The organism is Planococcus sp. MB-3u-03 (assembly GCF_002833405.1).
Taxonomy (GTDB): Bacteria; Bacillota; Bacilli; order Bacillales_A; family Planococcaceae; genus Planococcus.
The window spans coordinates 2,048,317-2,067,854 of sequence record NZ_CP025135.1; the positions used below are offsets into that span (position 1 = coordinate 2,048,317).

General features: G+C 48.8%; 18 protein-coding genes, 2 pseudogenes and 1 other annotated feature. All 20 genes and pseudogenes read right to left on the reverse strand.

Annotated elements, in window-relative coordinates; genetic code table 11:
• Positions 1–52: 52 nt before the first annotated feature.
• The 20 genes and pseudogenes from CW734_RS11570 to mraZ all read right to left on the reverse strand — a co-directional run bounded on the left by CW734_RS11570 (position 53) and on the right by mraZ (position 19,472).
• Positions 53–955 carry an RluA family pseudouridine synthase gene (locus tag CW734_RS11570; RefSeq protein WP_101190565.1) on the reverse strand — a complete coding sequence of 301 codons (903 nt, stop codon included), beginning with the start codon at positions 953–955 and terminating at the stop codon, positions 53–55.
• On the reverse strand, positions 955–1,428 hold the full coding sequence (gene lspA, locus CW734_RS11575) for a signal peptidase II (RefSeq protein WP_175578498.1): 474 nt from the start codon (positions 1,426–1,428) through the stop codon (positions 955–957). Before lspA ends, CW734_RS11570 begins: the two co-directional genes overlap by 1 nt.
• 104 nt (positions 1,429–1,532) lie before the next feature.
• Complete coding sequence (ileS, locus tag CW734_RS11580) at positions 1,533–4,295, reverse strand: isoleucine--tRNA ligase (protein ID WP_101190567.1); 2,763 nt, start codon at positions 4,293–4,295, stop codon at positions 1,533–1,535.
• Between the two features lie 43 nt (positions 4,296–4,338).
• Positions 4,339–4,547 (reverse strand) — a binding site (T-box leader).
• A 49-nt stretch (positions 4,548–4,596) separates the two neighbouring features.
• A complete protein-coding gene (locus tag CW734_RS11585; RefSeq protein WP_101190568.1) occupies positions 4,597–5,121 on the reverse strand; it encodes a DivIVA domain-containing protein in 525 nt (174 codons plus the stop codon).
• 89 nt (positions 5,122–5,210) lie between these two features.
• The gene (locus CW734_RS11590; protein WP_101190569.1) at positions 5,211–5,996 is read right to left on the reverse strand and encodes a YlmH family RNA-binding protein; all 786 of its coding nucleotides are present in this window, start codon (positions 5,994–5,996) and stop codon (positions 5,211–5,213) included.
• A gap of 152 nt (positions 5,997–6,148) precedes the next feature.
• Positions 6,149–6,412: a YggT family protein gene (locus CW734_RS11595; RefSeq protein ID WP_101190570.1), complete on the reverse strand. Its 264-nt coding sequence runs from the start codon at positions 6,410–6,412 to the stop codon at positions 6,149–6,151.
• Between the two features lie 18 nt (positions 6,413–6,430).
• Positions 6,431–6,934 carry a cell division protein SepF gene (locus CW734_RS11600; protein WP_101190571.1) on the reverse strand — a complete coding sequence of 168 codons (504 nt, stop codon included), beginning with the start codon at positions 6,932–6,934 and terminating at the stop codon, positions 6,431–6,433.
• Positions 6,931–7,602, reverse strand: a complete 672-nt coding sequence (locus CW734_RS11605) for a YggS family pyridoxal phosphate-dependent enzyme (RefSeq protein ID WP_101190572.1) — start codon at positions 7,600–7,602, stop codon at positions 6,931–6,933. Before CW734_RS11605 ends, CW734_RS11600 begins: the two co-directional genes overlap by 4 nt.
• Positions 7,603–7,800: 198 nt before the next feature.
• On the reverse strand, positions 7,801–8,991 hold the full coding sequence (gene ftsZ, locus CW734_RS11610) for a cell division protein FtsZ (protein ID WP_058383516.1): 1,191 nt from the start codon (positions 8,989–8,991) through the stop codon (positions 7,801–7,803).
• A 58-nt stretch (positions 8,992–9,049) separates the two neighbouring features.
• On the reverse strand, positions 9,050–10,339 hold the full coding sequence (ftsA, locus tag CW734_RS11615) for a cell division protein FtsA (RefSeq protein WP_101190573.1): 1,290 nt from the start codon (positions 10,337–10,339) through the stop codon (positions 9,050–9,052).
• Positions 10,340–10,443: 104 nt separating this feature from the next.
• Positions 10,444–10,806, reverse strand: a complete 363-nt coding sequence (locus CW734_RS11620; RefSeq protein WP_101190574.1) for a small basic family protein — start codon at positions 10,804–10,806, stop codon at positions 10,444–10,446.
• 2 nt (positions 10,807–10,808) lie between these two features.
• Entirely contained in the window at positions 10,809–11,525 is a 717-nt protein-coding gene (locus CW734_RS11625; protein WP_101190575.1) for a DUF881 domain-containing protein, read from the reverse strand.
• A 2-nt stretch (positions 11,526–11,527) separates the two neighbouring features.
• Entirely contained in the window at positions 11,528–12,259 is a 732-nt protein-coding gene (locus CW734_RS11630) for a DUF881 domain-containing protein (RefSeq protein ID WP_407952172.1), read from the reverse strand.
• Complete coding sequence (locus tag CW734_RS11635; protein WP_101190577.1) at positions 12,243–13,025, reverse strand: cell division protein FtsQ/DivIB; 783 nt, start codon at positions 13,023–13,025, stop codon at positions 12,243–12,245. Before CW734_RS11635 ends, CW734_RS11630 begins: the two co-directional genes overlap by 17 nt.
• Before the next feature lie 18 nt (positions 13,026–13,043).
• On the reverse strand, positions 13,044–14,408 hold the full coding sequence (gene murD, locus CW734_RS11640; protein ID WP_101190578.1) for a UDP-N-acetylmuramoyl-L-alanine--D-glutamate ligase: 1,365 nt from the start codon (positions 14,406–14,408) through the stop codon (positions 13,044–13,046).
• Positions 14,409–15,375 (reverse strand): annotated as a pseudogene (mraY, locus tag CW734_RS11645) (phospho-N-acetylmuramoyl-pentapeptide-transferase).
• A 37-nt stretch (positions 15,376–15,412) separates the two neighbouring features.
• Positions 15,413–17,716: a penicillin-binding protein gene (locus tag CW734_RS11650; protein ID WP_101190579.1), complete on the reverse strand. Its 2,304-nt coding sequence runs from the start codon at positions 17,714–17,716 to the stop codon at positions 15,413–15,415.
• Entirely contained in the window at positions 17,713–18,072 is a 360-nt protein-coding gene (ftsL, locus tag CW734_RS11655) for a cell division protein FtsL (RefSeq protein ID WP_101190580.1), read from the reverse strand. The genes CW734_RS11650 and ftsL overlap by 4 nt, the downstream gene beginning before the upstream one ends.
• A 12-nt stretch (positions 18,073–18,084) precedes the next feature.
• On the reverse strand, positions 18,085–19,023 hold the full coding sequence (gene rsmH, locus CW734_RS11660) for a 16S rRNA (cytosine(1402)-N(4))-methyltransferase RsmH (protein ID WP_101190581.1): 939 nt from the start codon (positions 19,021–19,023) through the stop codon (positions 18,085–18,087).
• Between the two features lie 21 nt (positions 19,024–19,044).
• Positions 19,045–19,472 (reverse strand): annotated as a pseudogene (gene mraZ / locus CW734_RS11665) (division/cell wall cluster transcriptional repressor MraZ).
• Positions 19,473–19,538 lie beyond the last annotated feature (66 nt).

Below are 19,538 nucleotides of genomic sequence, written 5' to 3' on the forward strand. Positions count from 1 at the left end.
TCAGTTGACTGGTCTAAGTATAAAGAACAGCCATTTCGTTTGTCAAGCCCCCTTAGCGGAGAGTCTCGAGAAGTTCCTCGAATTCTGTCGGCAAAGCCGACGAGAACTCCAGGTATTCCTTCGTCCGTGGATGGATAAAACCGATGACGGCTGCATGCAAGGCCTGGCCGCCGATATCCATCGTTTTTCTCGGTCCGTATTTCGGGTCGCCGACAAGCGGGAAGCCGATATAACGCATATGGACACGGATTTGGTGCGTGCGGCCGGTTTCAAGTCGGCATTCCACCAACGTGAAATCGCCGAAACGCTCAAGCACGGTGAAATGAGTTACTGCGTGCTTGCCTTTATCGACCACAGCCATCTTCTGGCGCTCTTTCGGGTCTCTCGCGATTGGTGCATCAATGGTGCCTTTGTCGTGGGCGATATGCCCGTGGACAAGTGCGATGTATTTGCGCGTCACCGATTTTTCGACCAATTGATCCACTAAAGATGCATGTGCGAGGTCGTTTTTTGCGACCATCAATAAGCCAGACGTATCTTTATCGATGCGGTGGACAATGCCTGGGCGCACGATGCCATTGATGCCCGAAAGATCGGTGCAATGGTACATGAGGCCGTTGACGAGCGTCCCGCTCGCATGTCCTGGCGCCGGGTGGACGACCATGCCTTTCGGTTTGTTGACGACGAGCACGTCTTCATCTTCATAGACGATATCGAGGTTCAAATTTTCCGGTTCTGCATCCAATTCTTCCAGCAGCGGCGGCGTGATGAGGATCTCATCTTCCAGGCGCACTTTATAATTCGGCTTCACCGTTTCACCATTTACTTTGATATGGCCATCTTTGACCCAATTGCTGATCTGTGAACGCGACCATTCCTCATCGACGGCAGAAATCACTTTGTCAATACGTTCGCCTTTTTGTTCTTCTGTAATGTTTATCGTCAGTTCTTCCATTAAGACACCTTTTTCTTTTGTTGTTTTTCATCCATGATCACGTAAATGACCATTAAGACGACACCAATGGTCAATGCAGCATCCGCTACATTGAAGATCGGAAAATCATAATTGATTACTGGAATCAGCACATCGACAAAATCGACGACTTCACCGCGGTACATCCGGTCGATAAAATTACCGATTGCGCCTCCTAATAGCACCATCAGTGCCAATTGAAACAGCGGCTGCCCTCCGGCATGCTTATGGAAATAATAAAGAATCGCCACGATCACCACGACAGTGATGATGGCAAACAGCCACATCTGCCCTTCCAGCATCCCCCACGCCGCGCCGCGATTGCGGTGGGAAAGCCATCCCAGATACGGTTCGAGCACAGGAATCCGTTCCCCGAGCTCCATATTTTTGACGACCAGCCATTTGGTCCATTGATCCAACGCAATAATAAGTAGAGCAATCCCATAATAAATCACTTGTATTTCCTCCGTCATTCATCAGTCTATTCATTTTAACACAGAGCGGGCGAAAAAAGAAAAAAGTCCGAAAACCGGATAACCGGCTTTCGGACCGTTCAAACTCAAGCGTATTCGATTTCAACGACTTCCGCACAACGTGGGCAAAGCTCAGGATGTGCTTCTGATTCGCCGACGTGCTTGGAGATCGTCCAGCAGCGGCCGCATTTCTCGCCTTCCGCTTTTTCGACGACGACTGATACTTCATCAAGTGAAAGTGCGTTTTCCGGCGCTTGCTCTCTCGCTCCACCGAATTCATATTCGGAAACGATGAACAATTGCGCGAGATTCGAATCGATCGCTGGCAATAAGTTCGCCAGTTCTTCGCTGGCAAAGACCGTTACTTTCGCTTCCAGCGATTTTCCGATCGTTTTCGCCGCACGTGCTTCTTCAAGTGCTTTCAGGACATCGTCGCGGACGTCCATGAAACGGCTCCATTTCGCTTCAAGATCCTTGAATTCAGGACGTTCCACTGCTTCTGGGAAGTCCGTCAACTGGACGCTTTCTTCAGAAGCGGATTCCAGATACGACCACATTTCATCCGCCGTATGCGGCAGGATCGGTGAAGCAAGCTTAACGAGTGCCATCAAGCTGTCGAACATGACTGTCTGCATGGCACGGCGGTGTGGATGGTCGGCGCGTTCGATATAGACGACGTCTTTTGCGACATCGAGATAGAACGAGCTGAGGTCATTGGCACAATAGCCGTTCAATGCGTGATAGACAGAAGAGAATTCATATTTCTCGTAGCCTTTTGTGGCCGTATCGATCAATTTGTTCAATTTCATGACCATGTACTGGTCCATTTCACGCATCTCTTCAAACGGCACGCGATTTGTCTTTTCATCGAAATCAGCCAAGTTGCCGTGAAGGAATTTCAGCGTGTTGCGGATTTTGCGGTACACTTCAGACACTTGCTTGAAGTTGTCATCCGATACGCGCACATCCGCCGTGTAGTCGACAGAAGAAACCCATAGTCGCAGGATGTCCGCTCCCATTTGGTTCATGACTTTTGCCGGCACGATTGTATTACCGAGCGATTTGCTCATTTTGCGGCCGTTGCCGTCCAATGTAAAGCCATGGCTCAAGACGCCTTTATACGGGGCGATGCCGTTGATGGCGACGCTCGTTGTAAGCGATGAGTTGAACCAACCGCGGTATTGGTCAGAGCCTTCCAGGTAGAGGTCAGCAGGATATTGCAGGTCTTCGCGCTCATCAAGCACTGCCTGATGGGACGAACCGGAATCGAACCAGACGTCCATGATGTCCATTTCTTTCGTGAAGATGCCATTCGGGCTGCTCGGGTGCGTAAAGCCTTCCGGCAATAATTCCGCTGCAGGACGTTCAAACCAGATATTCGATCCATGCTCACGGAATAGATCGGCGATATGCGCAATTGTTTCTTCCGTGATGACCGGATCGCCGTTTTCTGCGTAGAATACTGGAATCGGGACGCCCCATACACGTTGGCGGGAGATGTTCCAGTCTCCGCGGTCGCGCAGCATATTGTAAAGGCGGGTCTCGCCCCAAGCTGGCGTGAACGATGTCTCATCGATCGCTTTTAAGATCTGGTCGCGGAACGCATCGATCGAGACGAACCACTGCGCCGTCGCGCGGTAGATGACCGGCTTTTTCGTGCGCCAGTCATGCGGATAGGAGTGGGTGATGAATGACAGGGCTTCTAGAGCGCCTGCTTCGTCGAGCGCTTCGGTGATCGACTTGTTCGCTTTGTCATAGAACTCGCCAGCAAATCCTGGCGCTTCGTCTGTCATGACGCCGCGCTCATCAACTGGGCATAGAACATCCAAGCCGTATTTCTTGCCGATCAAAAAGTCATCTTCCCCGTGTCCAGGAGCTGTATGGACGCAGCCTGTCCCGGAATCGGTCGTGACGTGATCGCCAAGCATGACGAGTGACGTACGGTCATACAATGGGTGTTTCGCCTGGATATGCTCCAGTTCCTGGCCTTTCACTGTGCGAACGACTTCATAATCCGCCCATTCCAGCTCTTTCGCCACTTCTTCGAGCAAATCTTTCGCGACGACGAATTTCGAACCGCCGTGTGCGACTTCTACGTAATCCAGATCTGCATGCACGGAAATTCCGAGGTTGGCAGGGATCGTCCAAGGCGTCGTCGTCCAGATGACCAACTTGACACCTTCATCCAATACGCCTTTTCCGTCTGTAACCAAGAAGGATACATAAATCGATGGTGATTTTTTATCGTGATACTCGATTTCCGCTTCAGCAAGTGACGATTCACTTGAAGGGGACCAGTAGACCGGTTTCAAGCCTTTATAGATATAGCCTTTATTGGCCATTTTGCCGAATACTTCGATCTGGCGCGCTTCATAGGAAGGTTTCAAGGTCACATATGGGTTTTCCCAGTCACCGCGAACGCCGATCCGTTTGAATTGTGAACGCTGGCTGTCGATCTGTTCATATGCATATTCTTCGCATAGCTTGCGGAATTCCGCGAGTGACAATTCTTTGCGGTTTACGCCCTTATTGGTCAATGCCTGTTCGATCGGCAAACCGTGCGTATCCCAGCCTGGAACGTACGGGGCATGGAAGCCCATCATGCTGCGCGAGCGGACGATCATATCCTTCAATACTTTGTTCAAGGCGTGTCCCATGTGAAGATCGCCGTTTGCATATGGCGGCCCGTCATGAAGAACGAAGAACGGGCGGCCTTTCGTCCGGTCCTGGACTTTTTTATAGATGTCCATTTCTTCCCATTTCTTTTGCATTTCAGGTTCCCGGTTCGGCAAATTGCCGCGCATCGGGAACTCGGTTTTCGGCATCAATAATGTGTTTTTATAATCCATTTTCCATTCCTCCTGTAAGCATAATAAAAAGCCCCCATCCCTGGAAAGGGACGAGAAGCTCGCGGTACCACCCTTGTTGCAGCTTTATGCTGCCAACTCTACACCGTAACGTGGCGGGGACGGGCCCGGCTACTTGCGTTCACCGGTCCAGCTCAGGAGTGATTTTCCAAGACGGCTCCGCGCCAGGCTTCCACCGCCCCCGGCTCGCTCGATCGGATTTCCGTTTCGTACTGTCTCCATCAATGCGTTTATAAGTATGTCGTAATTATAGAAGCAGAATAGGTCTCAGTCAAGAGCGGGCTTATTCCTTGGCGCTTCCGGCTTCATTCTTTTCGATCTGGTCGATATTATCCGTGTCCAGGTCGTATTCAAGCAATGTGTTCCAATCTTCCGTTTCGATCAAATCCAACTGGGCTTCCACCAGCATCTTGAAGCGGTTGCGGAAAATCTTCGACTGTTTTTTCAACTCTTCGATTTCGGTCGCGATGCGGCGTGCTTTCGCCAAAGATTCATTGACGATGCGGTCTGCATTCTTCTCCGCTTCCTGAACGATCAAATCCGCTTCTTTCTGGGCGTTGCGGCGGACTTCTTCTGACGCTTCCTGAGCGACGAAGATCGATTTCTGCAAAGTCGTTTCCAGATTGGTGAAATGGCCCATGCGCTCATCCGTGGATTTCATGCGCTCTTCCATTTCAGTCCGTTCTTTAATGACTTTTTCGTAATCTTTCATGATCTGTTCGAGGAATTCATTGACCTCATCTTCTTGATAACCGCGGAATGCGCGGCTGAACTCTTTATTATGTATATCTAATGGTGATAAAGGCATCGTATCTCTCCTTACTCTCTGCATGGTTACACTCATTATACCGCTCATGGCGAGAAATTTCAGTAATATTCACCACATTCGCCAGTGTTTTATTTTTTCAATTCCAATTTACCGACCTGCAGGCGGATCTTGTCCTTCTTCGTCCGTCCTTCGATTGCGATGATTTGCACCCGCCCGAGCCCTCTCGCTGAAATCAAATCGGATTCGTGCAATTCGAACGAGACACTTTCTTGTGCTGTCCAATTGACTTTCACTTTGCCGCCGCTAATCAATGCGGCTGCTTTTTGGCGGGAAATTTTATAGACCGAGCTCATGACCGTGTCGAGCCGCAGCGAACTGACCGTATGCGCTTCTTCCGTCCACTCCTCGATGACCGGAAGATAGTCGGCGGGATCGGTCACTTCTTCGAGCTGGACTTTCACTTTTCCGGCGCTGATGAAGTTAGCGCGCAAATACGGGGCGACTTCTGCCATCACCGCGAGCTGTACGGTCCCTTCACCAATCCGGATATCCCCGAATTTCCCACGTTCCAAACCGAGCGACATGAGCGCACCAAGAATGTCCGGATGCTTCAATGTAACGAATTTAACCGGATAACGCAGCTCAAACATGGTGACTTGGAAATCACTTTCTTCCGGGACATAATACGCGGGATGTAACAACACGCGCTGGCGCTCTGCCTGGCTGAACAAGCCGGACGCCGCCATTTCCACTTCCTGGGCGCCGATCAGCGATTTGACGATAAAACGCTGGCGCGGGTCCAGAAAGTCCGTCAGCTTCGGCGCATACATATCTTCTACATCTCGCAGCCAGTCCGATGCCTGTTCGATAAATTGTTGTTCATCTTTTCTGAAATGCTGGAATATCTCTTCCATGGGCGGTTCCCCCCGGTTCTTGGATTCGTTCATTGTTTAACAAGCATTCTACAAACAGCAGAAAAACCCTTTCGCAGTTTGTTGCAAATAAAAAAGACAGAGAAATGGATTCTCCGTCTTCCTATGTCAGCTGCTATCTATTCAGCTTCTTATCAGAGAAGGTAATCAGCCAATGTAATGATTCCTTGGCTCGCGAGGCTCAACGTGAAAATTGCCACGATCGGCGAGATATCGATCATGCCGATCGGCGGGATGAAGCGGCGGAAAATATCCAGATAAGGATCAGTAATCCGGGAGATCATCTGCCCGAACGCGGATTCCTTGATGCTCGGCACCCAGCTCATGAAGACGCTGATAATCAGGATATAAAAGTAGATGTTTATAGCGCTCAATAATAAATTTACAAGAAGATACATTCGATTTTTAGCACCTTTCTATTGTTGATCGTCGTGATAATAGTCGGAGATGGCGCCATCCACTTCGACCGTGTCTGGCACACAGAGGAAAATGTCGGTCCCGATGCGCTGAATGTCCCCACCCAGTGCATAGACGGTGCCGCTCAGGAAATCGATGATCCGGAGGCCCTGGTCCCGTTCAATGCGCTGCAAGTTGACCACGACGGCCTGTTTTGTTTTCAGGCTCTCTGCAATATCCTGCGCTTCCGCATAGACACGCGGTTCCGCTAAGCTGACTTTCGATGAAGAAGCAGATGAATTCTGCAAATTGACTAAATTCTGCACGGTAGGTTCCTCCAAATTCTCACGGCGTTCTTTCACTGGCTTTGGTGCTTTTATTGCTTTCTTTTGCGGCTGTTCGGCAGCTGCCGGTGCGGGTTTTTCATAACGCTGCACGGGCCGTTGCTTGCGTTCTTCCTGGACGGGCTCTTCCTCGTACTCGTCCAGATAAAAGAAATTTTTGAATTTATCCTTCATGCTCATCTTTCCGCCTCACTTTCCGACCCTACCAAAGCGGTCCCGACGCGGACAAATGTCGCGCCTTCTTCTGCCGCAATCAGGTAATCGTTCGACATGCCCATCGACAATTCTGTGCAAGGGGCGTGCTCCCAGTTATTCGCTGCGATTTGCAGCTGCAAGTCTTTCAATCCTTTAAATGTCGCTCTCAATAAAGTTTCATCTGCTGTGTTCGGCGCCATGGTCATCAACCCGACCACATGCACCTTATCGAATTCCTTCAAAGATTCGATAAAAGCGGGAACTTCCTCAGGAGAAAAGCCGCTTTTGGAATCCTCGCCTGAAACATTGACTTGGATAAAGCAATTGACAGGGTGATCGGCTCGTTTTTGGATTTCTTTCGCCAAACTCAGACGGTCCAGTGAATGAAGATAATCGATGAGGCCGATCACTTCTTTGACTTTCCGAGACTGAAGCGTACCGATATAATGCCAAGCGACATCGCCTTTAATCTCCCCATGCTTCAGCTTGAGGCCTTCCGGGCGGTTTTCGCCGAGATGGCGGATGCCCGCATCGACAGCTTCCTGGGTTCTATTGACTCCGACTTGTTTAGTGACTGCGACGATTTCAATGCCGCTATGGATTTGATTTAATGTATGGGCCATTTCTTCAAATTTCGGTTTAATCGCTTTCATCTGCTCACAACTTTTCTATAGACGTTTACTTTATTGTACCAAGCCAAAGCTGATTTATCAATTCAGCCCGGCATTAAAACAATAAAGCCGCCTATTTTTCAACAAAATTATGAAGTATAAGCGGTAGTTGCATTAAAAGAGCATTAAATGATGCCTATAATAAAAAAAACAGCTGCCAAATCGGCAGCTGTTTTCATATTAACGGCGTTTTTGTCTGTTGCGCAAGAATGTCGGGATATCAAGTGCATCTTCACTTTGCTTATCCTGGCGCTGAGGCTCTTGGTTGTAGTAAGGAGTTTGCTCTTCGCGGCGCTGGGACTGTTCTTCGCGGCGTGCTTCACGGATGGAAGGAGCCGGGTTTTGCTGCTGGATCGATTGGATGCGGTTCGCGTTCAATCCAGATCCACGCGGTGCGCGTCCAGCTGGGTTCAATTGTTCTTCGTTGAATCCTGTAGCGATGACCGTTACCACGATTTCATCTTTCAAGTTGTCGTTGATGACGGAACCGAAGATCATGTTCACTTCTTCATCAGAAGCGGATGCAACGATATCGGCTGCTTCTTGTACTTCATACAAGCTCAAGTTCGAACCGCCTGTAATGTTCATCAAGACGCCTTTTGCTCCATCGACAGATACTTCAAGCAATGGGCTCGATACAGCTTTTTTCGCAGCTTCGGCAGCGCGGTTTTCTCCAGAAGAGACACCGATACCCATAAGTGCTGAGCCTTTGTTCGACATGATCGTTTTCACGTCGGCGAAGTCAAGGTTGATAAGACCAGGAACTGCGATCAAATCAGAGATGCCTTGTACACCTTGGCGAAGGACATTATCCGCTTCACGGAATGCTTCAAGCATCGGCGTGTTCTTGTCGACGATTTCGAGTAGACGGTCGTTCGGGATGACGATCAATGTATCGACTGATTCTTTCATCGTCGCGATTCCGCCGATAGCCTGAGTCGAACGCTTGCGCCCTTCGAATGTGAACGGGCGAGTGACGACGCCCACTGTCAATGCGCCAAGCTCTTTTGCGATTCCTGCGATGACAGGTGCTGCACCCGTACCAGTGCCTCCACCCATGCCGGCAGTTACGAAGACCATATCGGCTCCGCGCAAAGCTTCTTCGATCTGTTCTTTGCTTTCTTCCGCTGCTTTTTTCCCGACATCCGGGTTAGCGCCGGCGCCAAGGCCGCGCGTCAGTTTTCCGCCGATTTGCAGGCGTGTTTCCGCTTTCGAAAGGTTCAAGGCTTGCGCATCTGTGTTGACAGCGATGAATTCCACCCCTTGAACTCCATGTTCGATCATCCGGTTGACTGCGTTGTTTCCGCCGCCACCGACACCAATGACTTTAATTACGGCTAATGCATCGATATTTGTATCAAATTCCAACATTCTTTTTTCCTCCTAAGATTGCTCAGCTTTTGAACATAAGCCGGACACAATGATGATTTTATTCAAAAAAACGATCAAACATTTTTTTGGCTTTGCTTACGACACCTTCGTTATCCTGTTTCGGTTGTTTCGGCTGTTTTTGCTTTTTCGGCTGCTGCTCCACATACTCGGGTTTCTGCGAATGTGCAGTCGCTGAACTATGGCCGACGTTTCCGTAGAATAAATCTTCTGCATAAGCGTATTGGATCAATCCGACCGCTGTTGTGTATTGCGGCTCACGAACTCCGATGAATTCAGGCGTGAACAGGCGCACCCGCGTTTGGAGAATGCTTCTTGCCAATTCAGGAAGGCCGTCCATTTTAGCCATTCCGCCTGTCAATACGACACCGCCAGGCAGCTCATCGATGCCGAGGCGATATAACTCATCCAAAATCAATTCGAAAAGTTCTTCCATGCGAACTCCGATTATTTCAGATATGTATTTTTGGCTGTATTGTTCTCTTGAATCCGAACCGATCACCGGCACTTCGAATACTTCTTCTTCAGAAGCGTCGTCGAAGAACGCGTGGCCATGTTCGAGCTTGATTTTTTCAGCCTGCTCTGTCGGAGTTTTCAAGACAATCGACAAATCTTTCGTTACATGATCGCCTCCGACTGGAATGACGGATGCCGCACGCAGATGACCATCGCGGAATACTGCGATTGAAGTCGATCCACCGCCAATATCGATGCAGGCCGTTCCGTGGTTTTTCTCATCTTCCGTCAACGCATAGCTTCCAGCTACTAGCGGCTGGACGTATATCTCGCGGATTTCAAGGCCCGCGCGTTCAACACAGCGAAGCACATTGTGCAAGACCGTTTTCGAAGTCGTCACCATTGTACCATCCATTTCAAGACGGATGCCGATCATGCCTCTAGGGTCTTTGATTTCGCCGAGGTGGTCGACGACATATTCTTCAGGAATGATGTTGACCAGCTCACGTTCCGGTGGGATCGACATTACTTGTGCCGCTTCCAAAACACGTTCTAGGTCTTCGTCTGTGATTTCACGGTTCTCGCTGTTTACAGCAACGATTCCTTTAACGGGCTGCAATGCCACTTGGTTAGCTGGAATGCCCAGCACGACTTCGTGGATTTCTTTGCCGATCATGCGCTCTGCCTGATCGACAGCTTTTTTAATGGACTGGACAGTTGCATCTATATCAACAATCGCACCTTTTTTAATTCCATTAGATTTGACGTTGCCAACGCCGATGACGTGCAACGATTTATTGGTCATTTCCCCGATCAATACTTTGACGGAGGAAGACCCGATATCCAAACTTACATATAATTCTGATTGACTCAACTCGTGGCACCTCCTTATAAAACTTCTCTACATTACATTCTATTGTAAAATACACACCTTGTCTAAGTAAAATAGCGAAACTTAGAAAATTTTCCTGCAATTCGTCAATTTGCCTCACCAAGCTTCTTTTTTTCAGCCCATTTCGAAAGCAAAATGCGGCGGATCACCGCAATATTCTGGAATAGCCGGACGCCGAACGCGAAAATGGCTGCCAAATACAAATCTACACCTAAATGGACGCCGAGAAAAGCGAGGCCTGCCGCAAGCACAATATTGAAGAAAAAACCCGAAACGAAAACTTTATCATCGTATACCTGCTGCAAATGGGCCCGTATGCCCCCAAACAGCGTATCAAGTGAAGCCAGCACTGCTATCGATAAATAACTGGCGTATTCAGGCGGTATTTGGATATCTGTCAACAAGCCGAGCGAAATGCCCAACAGCAATCCTAGAATCGATATCCACATCCCTACTCCCCCTCCCCGGCTTGAAGATGCTCCATATTGATTTCTCCATCAAAAGCCGGCAATGCCAATTTTTCCTGCGGCTCAGAAATAGTTATCGTCAAATCGTCTATGTAAAAATCATCATGAATCGCGGATGCCGTCAGATGACTTGCAAGTTTCCGCGCTTCCTCCATGCTCGTTGCCGTAATGCCGATTGTGAATGGCGGCGTCGAGATTGGCTTTGTGTTCACTGTGGTGTAGCCATTGATATCGCGTATGGCGGTCGTGTTGATGACACGCTCGCCTGCGATCGCTAATTCGATGCCGTTAAAGCGGTTGATTTCATTCACTAAGCGGATCAATAAATCCGGCGGAATTTCCGTTATCTCGGTTCCAAGCGCAATCGCTTCAAGGGATGGACTGATCTCGAGTTCGATTCCAGGGCCGGTCACTTGCGAAAATCCAGCGGAGACCCGTAAATCTTCGACCGTTTCTTTCAACACCGCCTCCGGATCTTGAGTCGCCTCGTCGCTATACTTGCCGAGTGTATCATCAAGCAAACTGATTTCCGAAAGCAATTCCGAATGCAGTTGCTTTTCCCGCGATAATTGCTGGCGGATTTCCCACGTATCTCGGGAATCCCGGCTGTCATCCGTATTCACAGTATTGTATTGTGTCGCAGTCATGAAACCGATGACAAAAAGAATGACCGTAAACCGGCCAGTAATGCGTTTTTTCATCGTCATCCCCCTGTATCCAACTCCGACAAAAGTGCCGGCATGCGGATGGCTTGCCCTGAATCAAGCGTTACAATGATATTATCGTTGACGAGCTGGTCCTGGACGCCGCCCGACAGCTTCATGGAGGCAGTCAAAACATCTGGGCTGCCGATCGCTTCGATGGTGAATGGCGCAGGATGCTGGATGCCGTCGACTGTGATGACAGGGCCCGTGCAGACAATATGGGAATTGCCGTGAATCCGCTGACCGTTCACTGCAATGGCCTCTGCTCCAGAAATATAGAGTTCGTTAATCACTTGAAATACATGGCTTTCGTGGACAATATAGTCGTTCGGATTCACATGGTCAGCCGTGTAATCACCATCCTGCAAAGTTACTTTCAAACCTTGCCCTTTAACCGGAACAAGCCCGAGGAAGCGTCTCAATTCTTCTGCCTCCCGGGCGTATGCCGTATAATTTTCCTCACCATCCACCACAGACCGTTCGAATTCCTGGACGGCTTTTTGCTTATCATCCAACTCTGCGCGCAATTCTTTATTGCGCTCTTGTTGTTCGATCAATTCTTTACGGTATTGTTCTTTTTGCTCGAAAAAGCTGGCTCCCGTAAAATCATTTTCCGTTTCCCGCTGGTTCGACAAACTGTAGGAATAGGCCATGATGAATCCGAGAACCAAGAAAACGAGCGAGAAGATGATCGACTTGCTGATGCTTTTGCGGTCATTCTTCTTCGACATTTTCAAGTTCCTCACCCGCTTCCGCCAATCCAAACACATCGTTATAGGAACGGAAATAGATGCCGACTTCCATGTCGATAATGCCTTTGCGGTCTTCCAGTTGGGCGGTGACAGATGGATAATAATTAATCTTCTCTGCCAAAGTCGATAGAATCGCCTTGATTTCGTTTCCGTCATTCATATAGATCGTGATGTAATCCGCACGTTCCTCTTCTGTATCCAAAATAACTTGGGAGATGAGGTTCTGCACTTCCGGGTCGGTTTTGACCAATTGTTCAATCAACGCTTCCCGTTTCGCTTCATCTTCGAAATTCGAAAAGATCGGTCCTTCGACGACGCTGATTGGCTGATTGAGCACGACGCCATTCGACAAGACCACCTGGTAGCTATTGCCTTGGTCCAAATACCCCATCTCGACAAATTCCTTGATTTCGATTTCAACAGAGCTCAGCCATTTCTTTTCGACAGTTGCCGATTCGACCCACTCGAGCGATTCGATTTCTTGTTCGATCTCCCCGCTGTCAAATGACCACATCGAATCCCCAACCGCCAAAGTGCTGGCCTGCTTATAGCTCTCACCATCGAATAATTCAGCGCCTGTGACTTTGATGTCACGAATTTCGCTGTAAGTGGACTGGCTGTATAAGAGAATGAACAGCAACGATACGAAAACGATCAATAAAGCCGCAAACTTGCGGTTCGACCTTTTTCTGCGCCGCTCCCGGAGCGTTGGTATGCGTTCTTCGATGTCTATAACTTTGTCCATATCCGCCGCTCCTTCGCCTTATTCGTTCGCTTCTGTATATTTTCGGGCCGCTTCGATGAACGCATCTCCCCGAACTTCAAAACTTTCGTATTGATCCCAGCTCGCACAAGCAGGAGACAATAGGATCGTATCCTCTGGTGATGAACTGCTGACCGCTTTTTCGACAGCATCGTCCATCAAACCGGCTTTGATGACCGTTGGGACATGGCAGCTTTCTGCAAATTCAGCAAAACGGTCCGCCGTTTCGCCGAAAGTGACGAGCACTTTCACGCGGTCCATGTATGGGCGCAATTCTTCCAGCGAATGCTGTCGCTCCAGTCCGCCCGCGAGCAAAATGATGTTGTCGTTGAAAGCTTCCAGCGCACTTTTAGTGGCAAGTTCATTCGTAGCTTTCGAATCGTTATAGAACCGTCTGCCTTGCCATTCCCCGACAAATTGAGAACGGTGCTTGACACCAGTGAAAGAAGTCAATACACGGATGATGGTTTCTTTCGTTCCACCGGAAAGAAGCATTGCCGCAGTGGCGGACAAAATATTCTCCAGATTGTGCTCGCCTGCCAGCATGATCCGTTTGCGTTCGATCAACGGCTCGCCTTGCCAATAAATATATTCGCTGTCTGCGCTGATGCTTTCTTCTGTACGGTCTTTCAATGTGAAAGGAATGCCTTGTGCTTTGACCGTCTTGGCATGGTCTACGAGCATTTGCTGGTCAGCATTGTAGATGAAATAATCTTCAGCAGTCTGGTTTTCTGTGATTTTCTTTTTCGATCCGATATAATCTTCCAGCGATCCATGATAATCAAGATGCGCTTCGTATAGATTGGTGATGATCGAGATATGTGGGCGGAAAGATTCCGTCCCTTTTAATTGGAAGGAAGAAAGCTCAGTGACAATGACGTGGTCAGCTGTTGCTTTTTCTGCTACGCCGCTTGCCACCGTGCCGATATTCCCTGCAATCAGCGGTGACTTGCCGTCCTGGTTGAGCATGTGGAACAACAAGGTCGTCGTCGTGGTTTTGCCGTTCGATCCCGTGATGCCGATAAACGGCGCTTCGCTTATACGGTAAGCCAACTCGATTTCCGTCCACACCGGGATGTCTTTTTCCAAAGCTTTTTGAATCAGGTGGTTGCGGTATGGGATACCTGGGTTTTTGATGACCAATTCGAAACCTTCATCCAACAAATCTTCCGGATGGCGCCCGCAAATGACCGTGACACCCAAATTCAATAGCTCCTGGGCTTCGGGATTTTCTTCGAAGGGCTTGGAATCATTGACCGTTACGAATGCTCCGAGTTTATGTAACAGGCGGGCAGCTGTAAAGCCGCTTTTCGCCAATCCGAGCACAAGTACTTTCTTTTGATGCAATTGCGGCAAATCTTTCATTTACATGACCTCCAATAAAACGGCAATCGCGGCGCTGATGAAACCGACACCCCAAAATACGGTGACCACTTTCCACTCAGACCAGCCGCTCAATTCAAAATGGTGATGGATCGGGCTCATTTTGAATATGCGTTTTTCCGTAGTTTAAAGCTTCCGACCTGCAAAATGACCGAAGCGGTTTCAATGACGAACACCAAACCGATCAAGAGCAGGAGCAATTCCTGTTTCAATAGGATCGACACCATGGCCAGTGCACCGCCAAGAGCCAAAGATCCTGTATCGCCCATGAATACTTTTGCTGGGTATTTATTGAAGACAAGAAATCCGATCAATCCGCCTGCTACGGCAAAGGTGAACAAAGCGATTCGGTTTCTTGCTGGACGATTGCCAGTATGCCGAACGCAGCAAAAGCGATGGATGCCGTTCCTGCGACTAGCCCATCAAGCCCATCCGTCAAGTTGACGGCGTTTGAGAAGCCGACCAACCAGAATACGATGAACAAGACATATACCCAGCCGAGCTCGATGGATGCATCCGTAAACGGAATGCCGAGCGCTGTGTCAAATCCGTTCGCGCGCAGCAAAAAGAATGACAACACGGCGATAACGATTTGTGCCAGCAGTTTCTGGAGCGAAGTCAGCCCAAGATTGCGCTTGAGCACCACTTTGATGAAATCATCCAAAAATCCGATCAATCCGTAACCGAATAAGACAATCAGCAAAATGACCACTTGAGTCGTCAATACCCCGTTAAATGCAGCGACTACCAATACTGTCACGATGATGGAGATTAGGAACACCAACCCGCCCATCGTCGGTGTTCCCGTTTTTTTCAAATGCGATTCCGGGCCTTCTTCGCGAATGCTTTGACCGAATTTCATGCGTTTCAATAGCGGGATGAATACTGGCATCAATGCTACAGTCATGATCAATGCGATCCCAAATCCAAATATATTTATACCTTCCATTAATAGAGCTCCTTTAAAGACGAGTACACTCGTTCATTTATTCATTTTCGTTATTCACGGGTTGTTCAGTTGGTTCTTCTGTTGTCTGTTCTGTTGCGGGTTCAGCAGCTTCTTGACTTTCCGTTGCAGCAGGTTCCGTATCAGGCTGTTGTTGTGGCTCTTCAGCATTCAGCGATTGCTCCGGATAGAACACTTCGGGCGGCTGCAATTCGATGATAACAGATTCACCCTTCTCCGGCACTGCTCCTTCTGCCACGCTTTGTGTCATGGCGAAGCCTTGCCCTGCAATTTCAAGCGGCAATCCGCTGAGTGCTTGGAATGCCAGCAGCTCCCGTTTCGACCAGCCTGTGAAATCCGGGATAGCTGTGGTGCCGCCGGTTCTCAAAATGATATTTTCACCGGCCACCAATTTCTCGCCGGCTGTTGGATATTGGTCACTTATTTGAGAATTATCACCAGCGATAACCGGGTTCAACCCCTTGGCTTTCAGCTGAGAAACCGCCTCTTCCATAGAAAGCCCTTTATAGTCTTCAATTTCAACAGTCTTTGCTTCTATGGAATTCTCAGGTGCAATGTTCAAATACTTCAAACCATTTTCCATGACAGACGTGAAGATTTTGGACACTGGGACAGAACCATATTCATCCGCAGGCAATTGAGGCTGCTGGACGCCGATATAAATCAATAGTTCCGGGTCATCAGCCGGTGCCATTCCGAGGAATGAGAACAAATAGTTATTCGTGCCCGTCATGTATCGCCCGTCTTCTCCAGGAACTTGTGCTGTACCGGTTTTCCCGGCAACAGAATAATCCTGCAATGCAAAGCCTTGCGCTGAGCCGACTTCCGACGTGACAGTGGAAGCCATGATTTCACGCACTTTTTTCGCTGTTTCTGCTGAAATCGGCGTACCGGCTTCTTCTGGTTCAGATTTCAGCGTCACGTCGCCTGTATCAGGATTTTTGATTTGGTCGATGATATACGGTTTCATCATCGTGCCATCTCCAGCCAGCGCCGTCGCTGCCTGAATCATCTGGATCGGTGTAACGGTCGACCCCTGTCCATAGGAAGTGGTCAATTTATTGATCGGATATTGATCCAGGATTTTTCCTGCCGCTTCATTCGGCAAATCGATGCCGGTTTTTTCGCCAAAACCGAATGCATCGATATAATTCATGAAATTATCCGCACCGAGGCGCTCAAGCAAATAGCCCATCGATACGTTGGAAGAACGCTGGAAGCCTTCAAGGAATGTGATGCTGCCCCAGCCGCGGCCGCTGTTATGGTCGCCGATCGTGCGGTCCAGCAATGTATAGGTTCCGGAATCGTAATAAGCATTCGGGTCCCATTTGCCTTCTTCGACAGCCGCTGCCAATGTGAATACTTTCATCGGCGAGCCAGGCTCGATCGTCAACTCGATGCTTTCATTCAGCCAGTTGTCCGATAAGCCTTCGCGCGTATTCGGGTTGAAGGTCGGGCGTTGGGACATGCCCAGGATCTCGCCCGTATCCGGATCTGCGATCACCGCAATCATGCGCGCTGGATTATATTCTTCCTGAACGCTCGACATGGCATCTTCCAAAAAGTTCTGAAGCGTGCGGTCCAGCGTCAATTGGAGATTGGATCCGTCGATAGCGGGAGTGACAGCTTCTTGGCTATTCGGCAATAGATATCCCCATTTATCTGTATCGAACTCCATTTTCCCGTTCTTGCCGGTCAATATATCGTCATGGATCGACTCCAAGCCCATCTTGCCTATGGTTTTCACTTGCCCATCCTCGAATTCTTCTTTCATGGCGAATCCGATCAAATGGGAAGCGAACACACCATTCGGGTAAAGGCGTTTAAGGTCCTTGACGAATAATAATCCCGGTAAATCTTTTTCTTTCATCTCAAGCATCTGGGTGTGGCTGATTTCACGCCCGGCTGCGCCGAACTCCACTTGGTAGCGGTCTTTTTCCATCCCATTCTCCAAAATGCTGACTAACTCTTCTTTCGGCGTCCCCAATTGCTCAGACAAGTACGCCGCTGTTTCTTCTGCATCGATAACGTGGTTCGGTTGTTCAGGATTCGTCGTCACCGATTCATCCAGCACCGCCACTAATTTATACGTCAATGTATCTTCTGCGATGACTTCGCCGTTGCGGTCCAAAATCTTTCCGCGTTCTGCGGTCAATACTTCTTCCTGGCTGTATTTGGCAGCCGCTCTGGCAGCCAATTCCTGCCCTTCCACTTTGCCCGTCGCTTGAATTGTGATTATTCTGGCCATTAAAAGGAAAAAGAGCCCTGCAAATAGTAAAAATAGCAGAAAGGCTCCTCCTTGAAAACGAAATTTTTTCTTCATTGTCCCGGCACTACCTTTACATTTCGCTCATTTAATTTTAAGCCGTAATCCTTTGCTTTCGACCAAATGCGCTCATATGAAGACAGTTCACTTACTTGCACGGACAAATCGGTATTTTTTTTCGTCGTTTCATTGATTGAATTTTCAATTGTCTGGATTTCCTGCGTGGAAGCTTGGATCGTCGACTGATTTTGCAAGACGAGCAAGGCGCACATGATGCAGACAGCCAGGAAAGCTGTATAAAGGATTTTCTCGCCTTTGGTGATGCGCTTTTTCTTTTTTGCCGGCTGTCTATTCGGACTTTGCGGAACGGCCGGCTGCTGGATGTAGGTTTGGGTTCTCGCATTCAACGCCATTTAAACACGTCCTTAGAGTTTGATTTTCTCCGCAATCCGCAACTTGGCGGAACGCGACCGATTATTATGCGCCAATTCTTCTTCTGATGGCAATATTGGTTTTCGTGTAATTAATTTCAATTTCGGTTCTAGCCCATCCGGGATAACCGGCAAGTTCGGCGGCAGTTCCGGAAGTGATGAAGCTTCCTTGAATAAAGCCTTCGTCAAACGGTCTTCGAGAGAATGGAAAGTGATGACGCTGATTCTTCCGCCGATTGCGAGCATTTCGATCGCATCCTGCAAAGAAGTTTCAGCAGCCCCGAGTTCATCGTTCACCGCAATGCGGATCGCCTGGAAAACGCGTTTTGCTGGATGGCCGCCTTTACGCCTCGCTGGAGCCGGAATGCCGTCTTTGATGCATTCCACCAGCTGCGCTGTCGTTTCGATCGGTTGCTTGTCCCTGGCAGCTTCGATTTTCCGCGCAATTTGCTTGGAGAATTTTTCCTCCCCGTAGCGGTAGAAGATGCGCACCAAGTCTTCGAAGCGCCATTCGTTCACGACGTGGTAAGCGCTGAGTTCCGCACTTTGGTCCATGCGCATGTCGAGCGGAGCGTCGTGATGATAGCTGAATCCCCGTTCGGGCGTATCGAGCTGAGGCGAGGAAACGCCCAGGTCGTACAAGATGCCGTCAACTTGCTCGATTCCGCGTTTTTCTAATTCTTCCTTTAAATCCTTGAAGTTTGCATGGATAAAAGTGATCTTATGTAAATGGTCTTTCAGTTTTTCTTTTGCATGCTCGATTGCTGTTACATCCTGATCAAAGCAGTACAGATGTCCCTGATCGGATAGCTGCTGGGCCAAATATTCGCTATGGCCGGCACCGCCGAGTGTACAATCTACATATACGCCATCAGGACGAATGTTCAGCCCATCGACAGTTTCATGCAGCAAAACTGTAGTGTGATTGAACAACCCAGTCCCCCCGTTCGTTAATTAAAAATCAAAGTCAGTTAAGTTTTCGGCAATTTCATTAAAGGATTCTTCGGATTCTTCGAAATACGCTTCCCATGCATCTTTCGCCCATATTTCGAAACGGTTGGAGACGCCGAGAATGACGCACTCTTTTTCGATTTTGGCATACGACAAAAGGTTGGCAGGTATATTGACGCGCCCCTGCTTATCAAGTTCCACTTCCTGGGCCCCTGAAAAGAAAACGGGTGAATGCGCGTGCGTCTTTTTCGTAACTGGCATTTCTTTTAATTTTCTTCTATTTTATTCCATTCATTCATCGGATAACCAAATAAGCACTGATCCAGGCCTCTGGTGATCACAAAATGCTCACCAAGCAATTCACGGTATTTTGCAGGAACGATTAATCTGCCCTTAGCATCAACATTGTGTTGAAATTCGCCCATGAACATGCCTTTCACCCCACTTATTATAATTAATGTACCACATTCCCCCACATGCCACCACTTGTTTTTAAA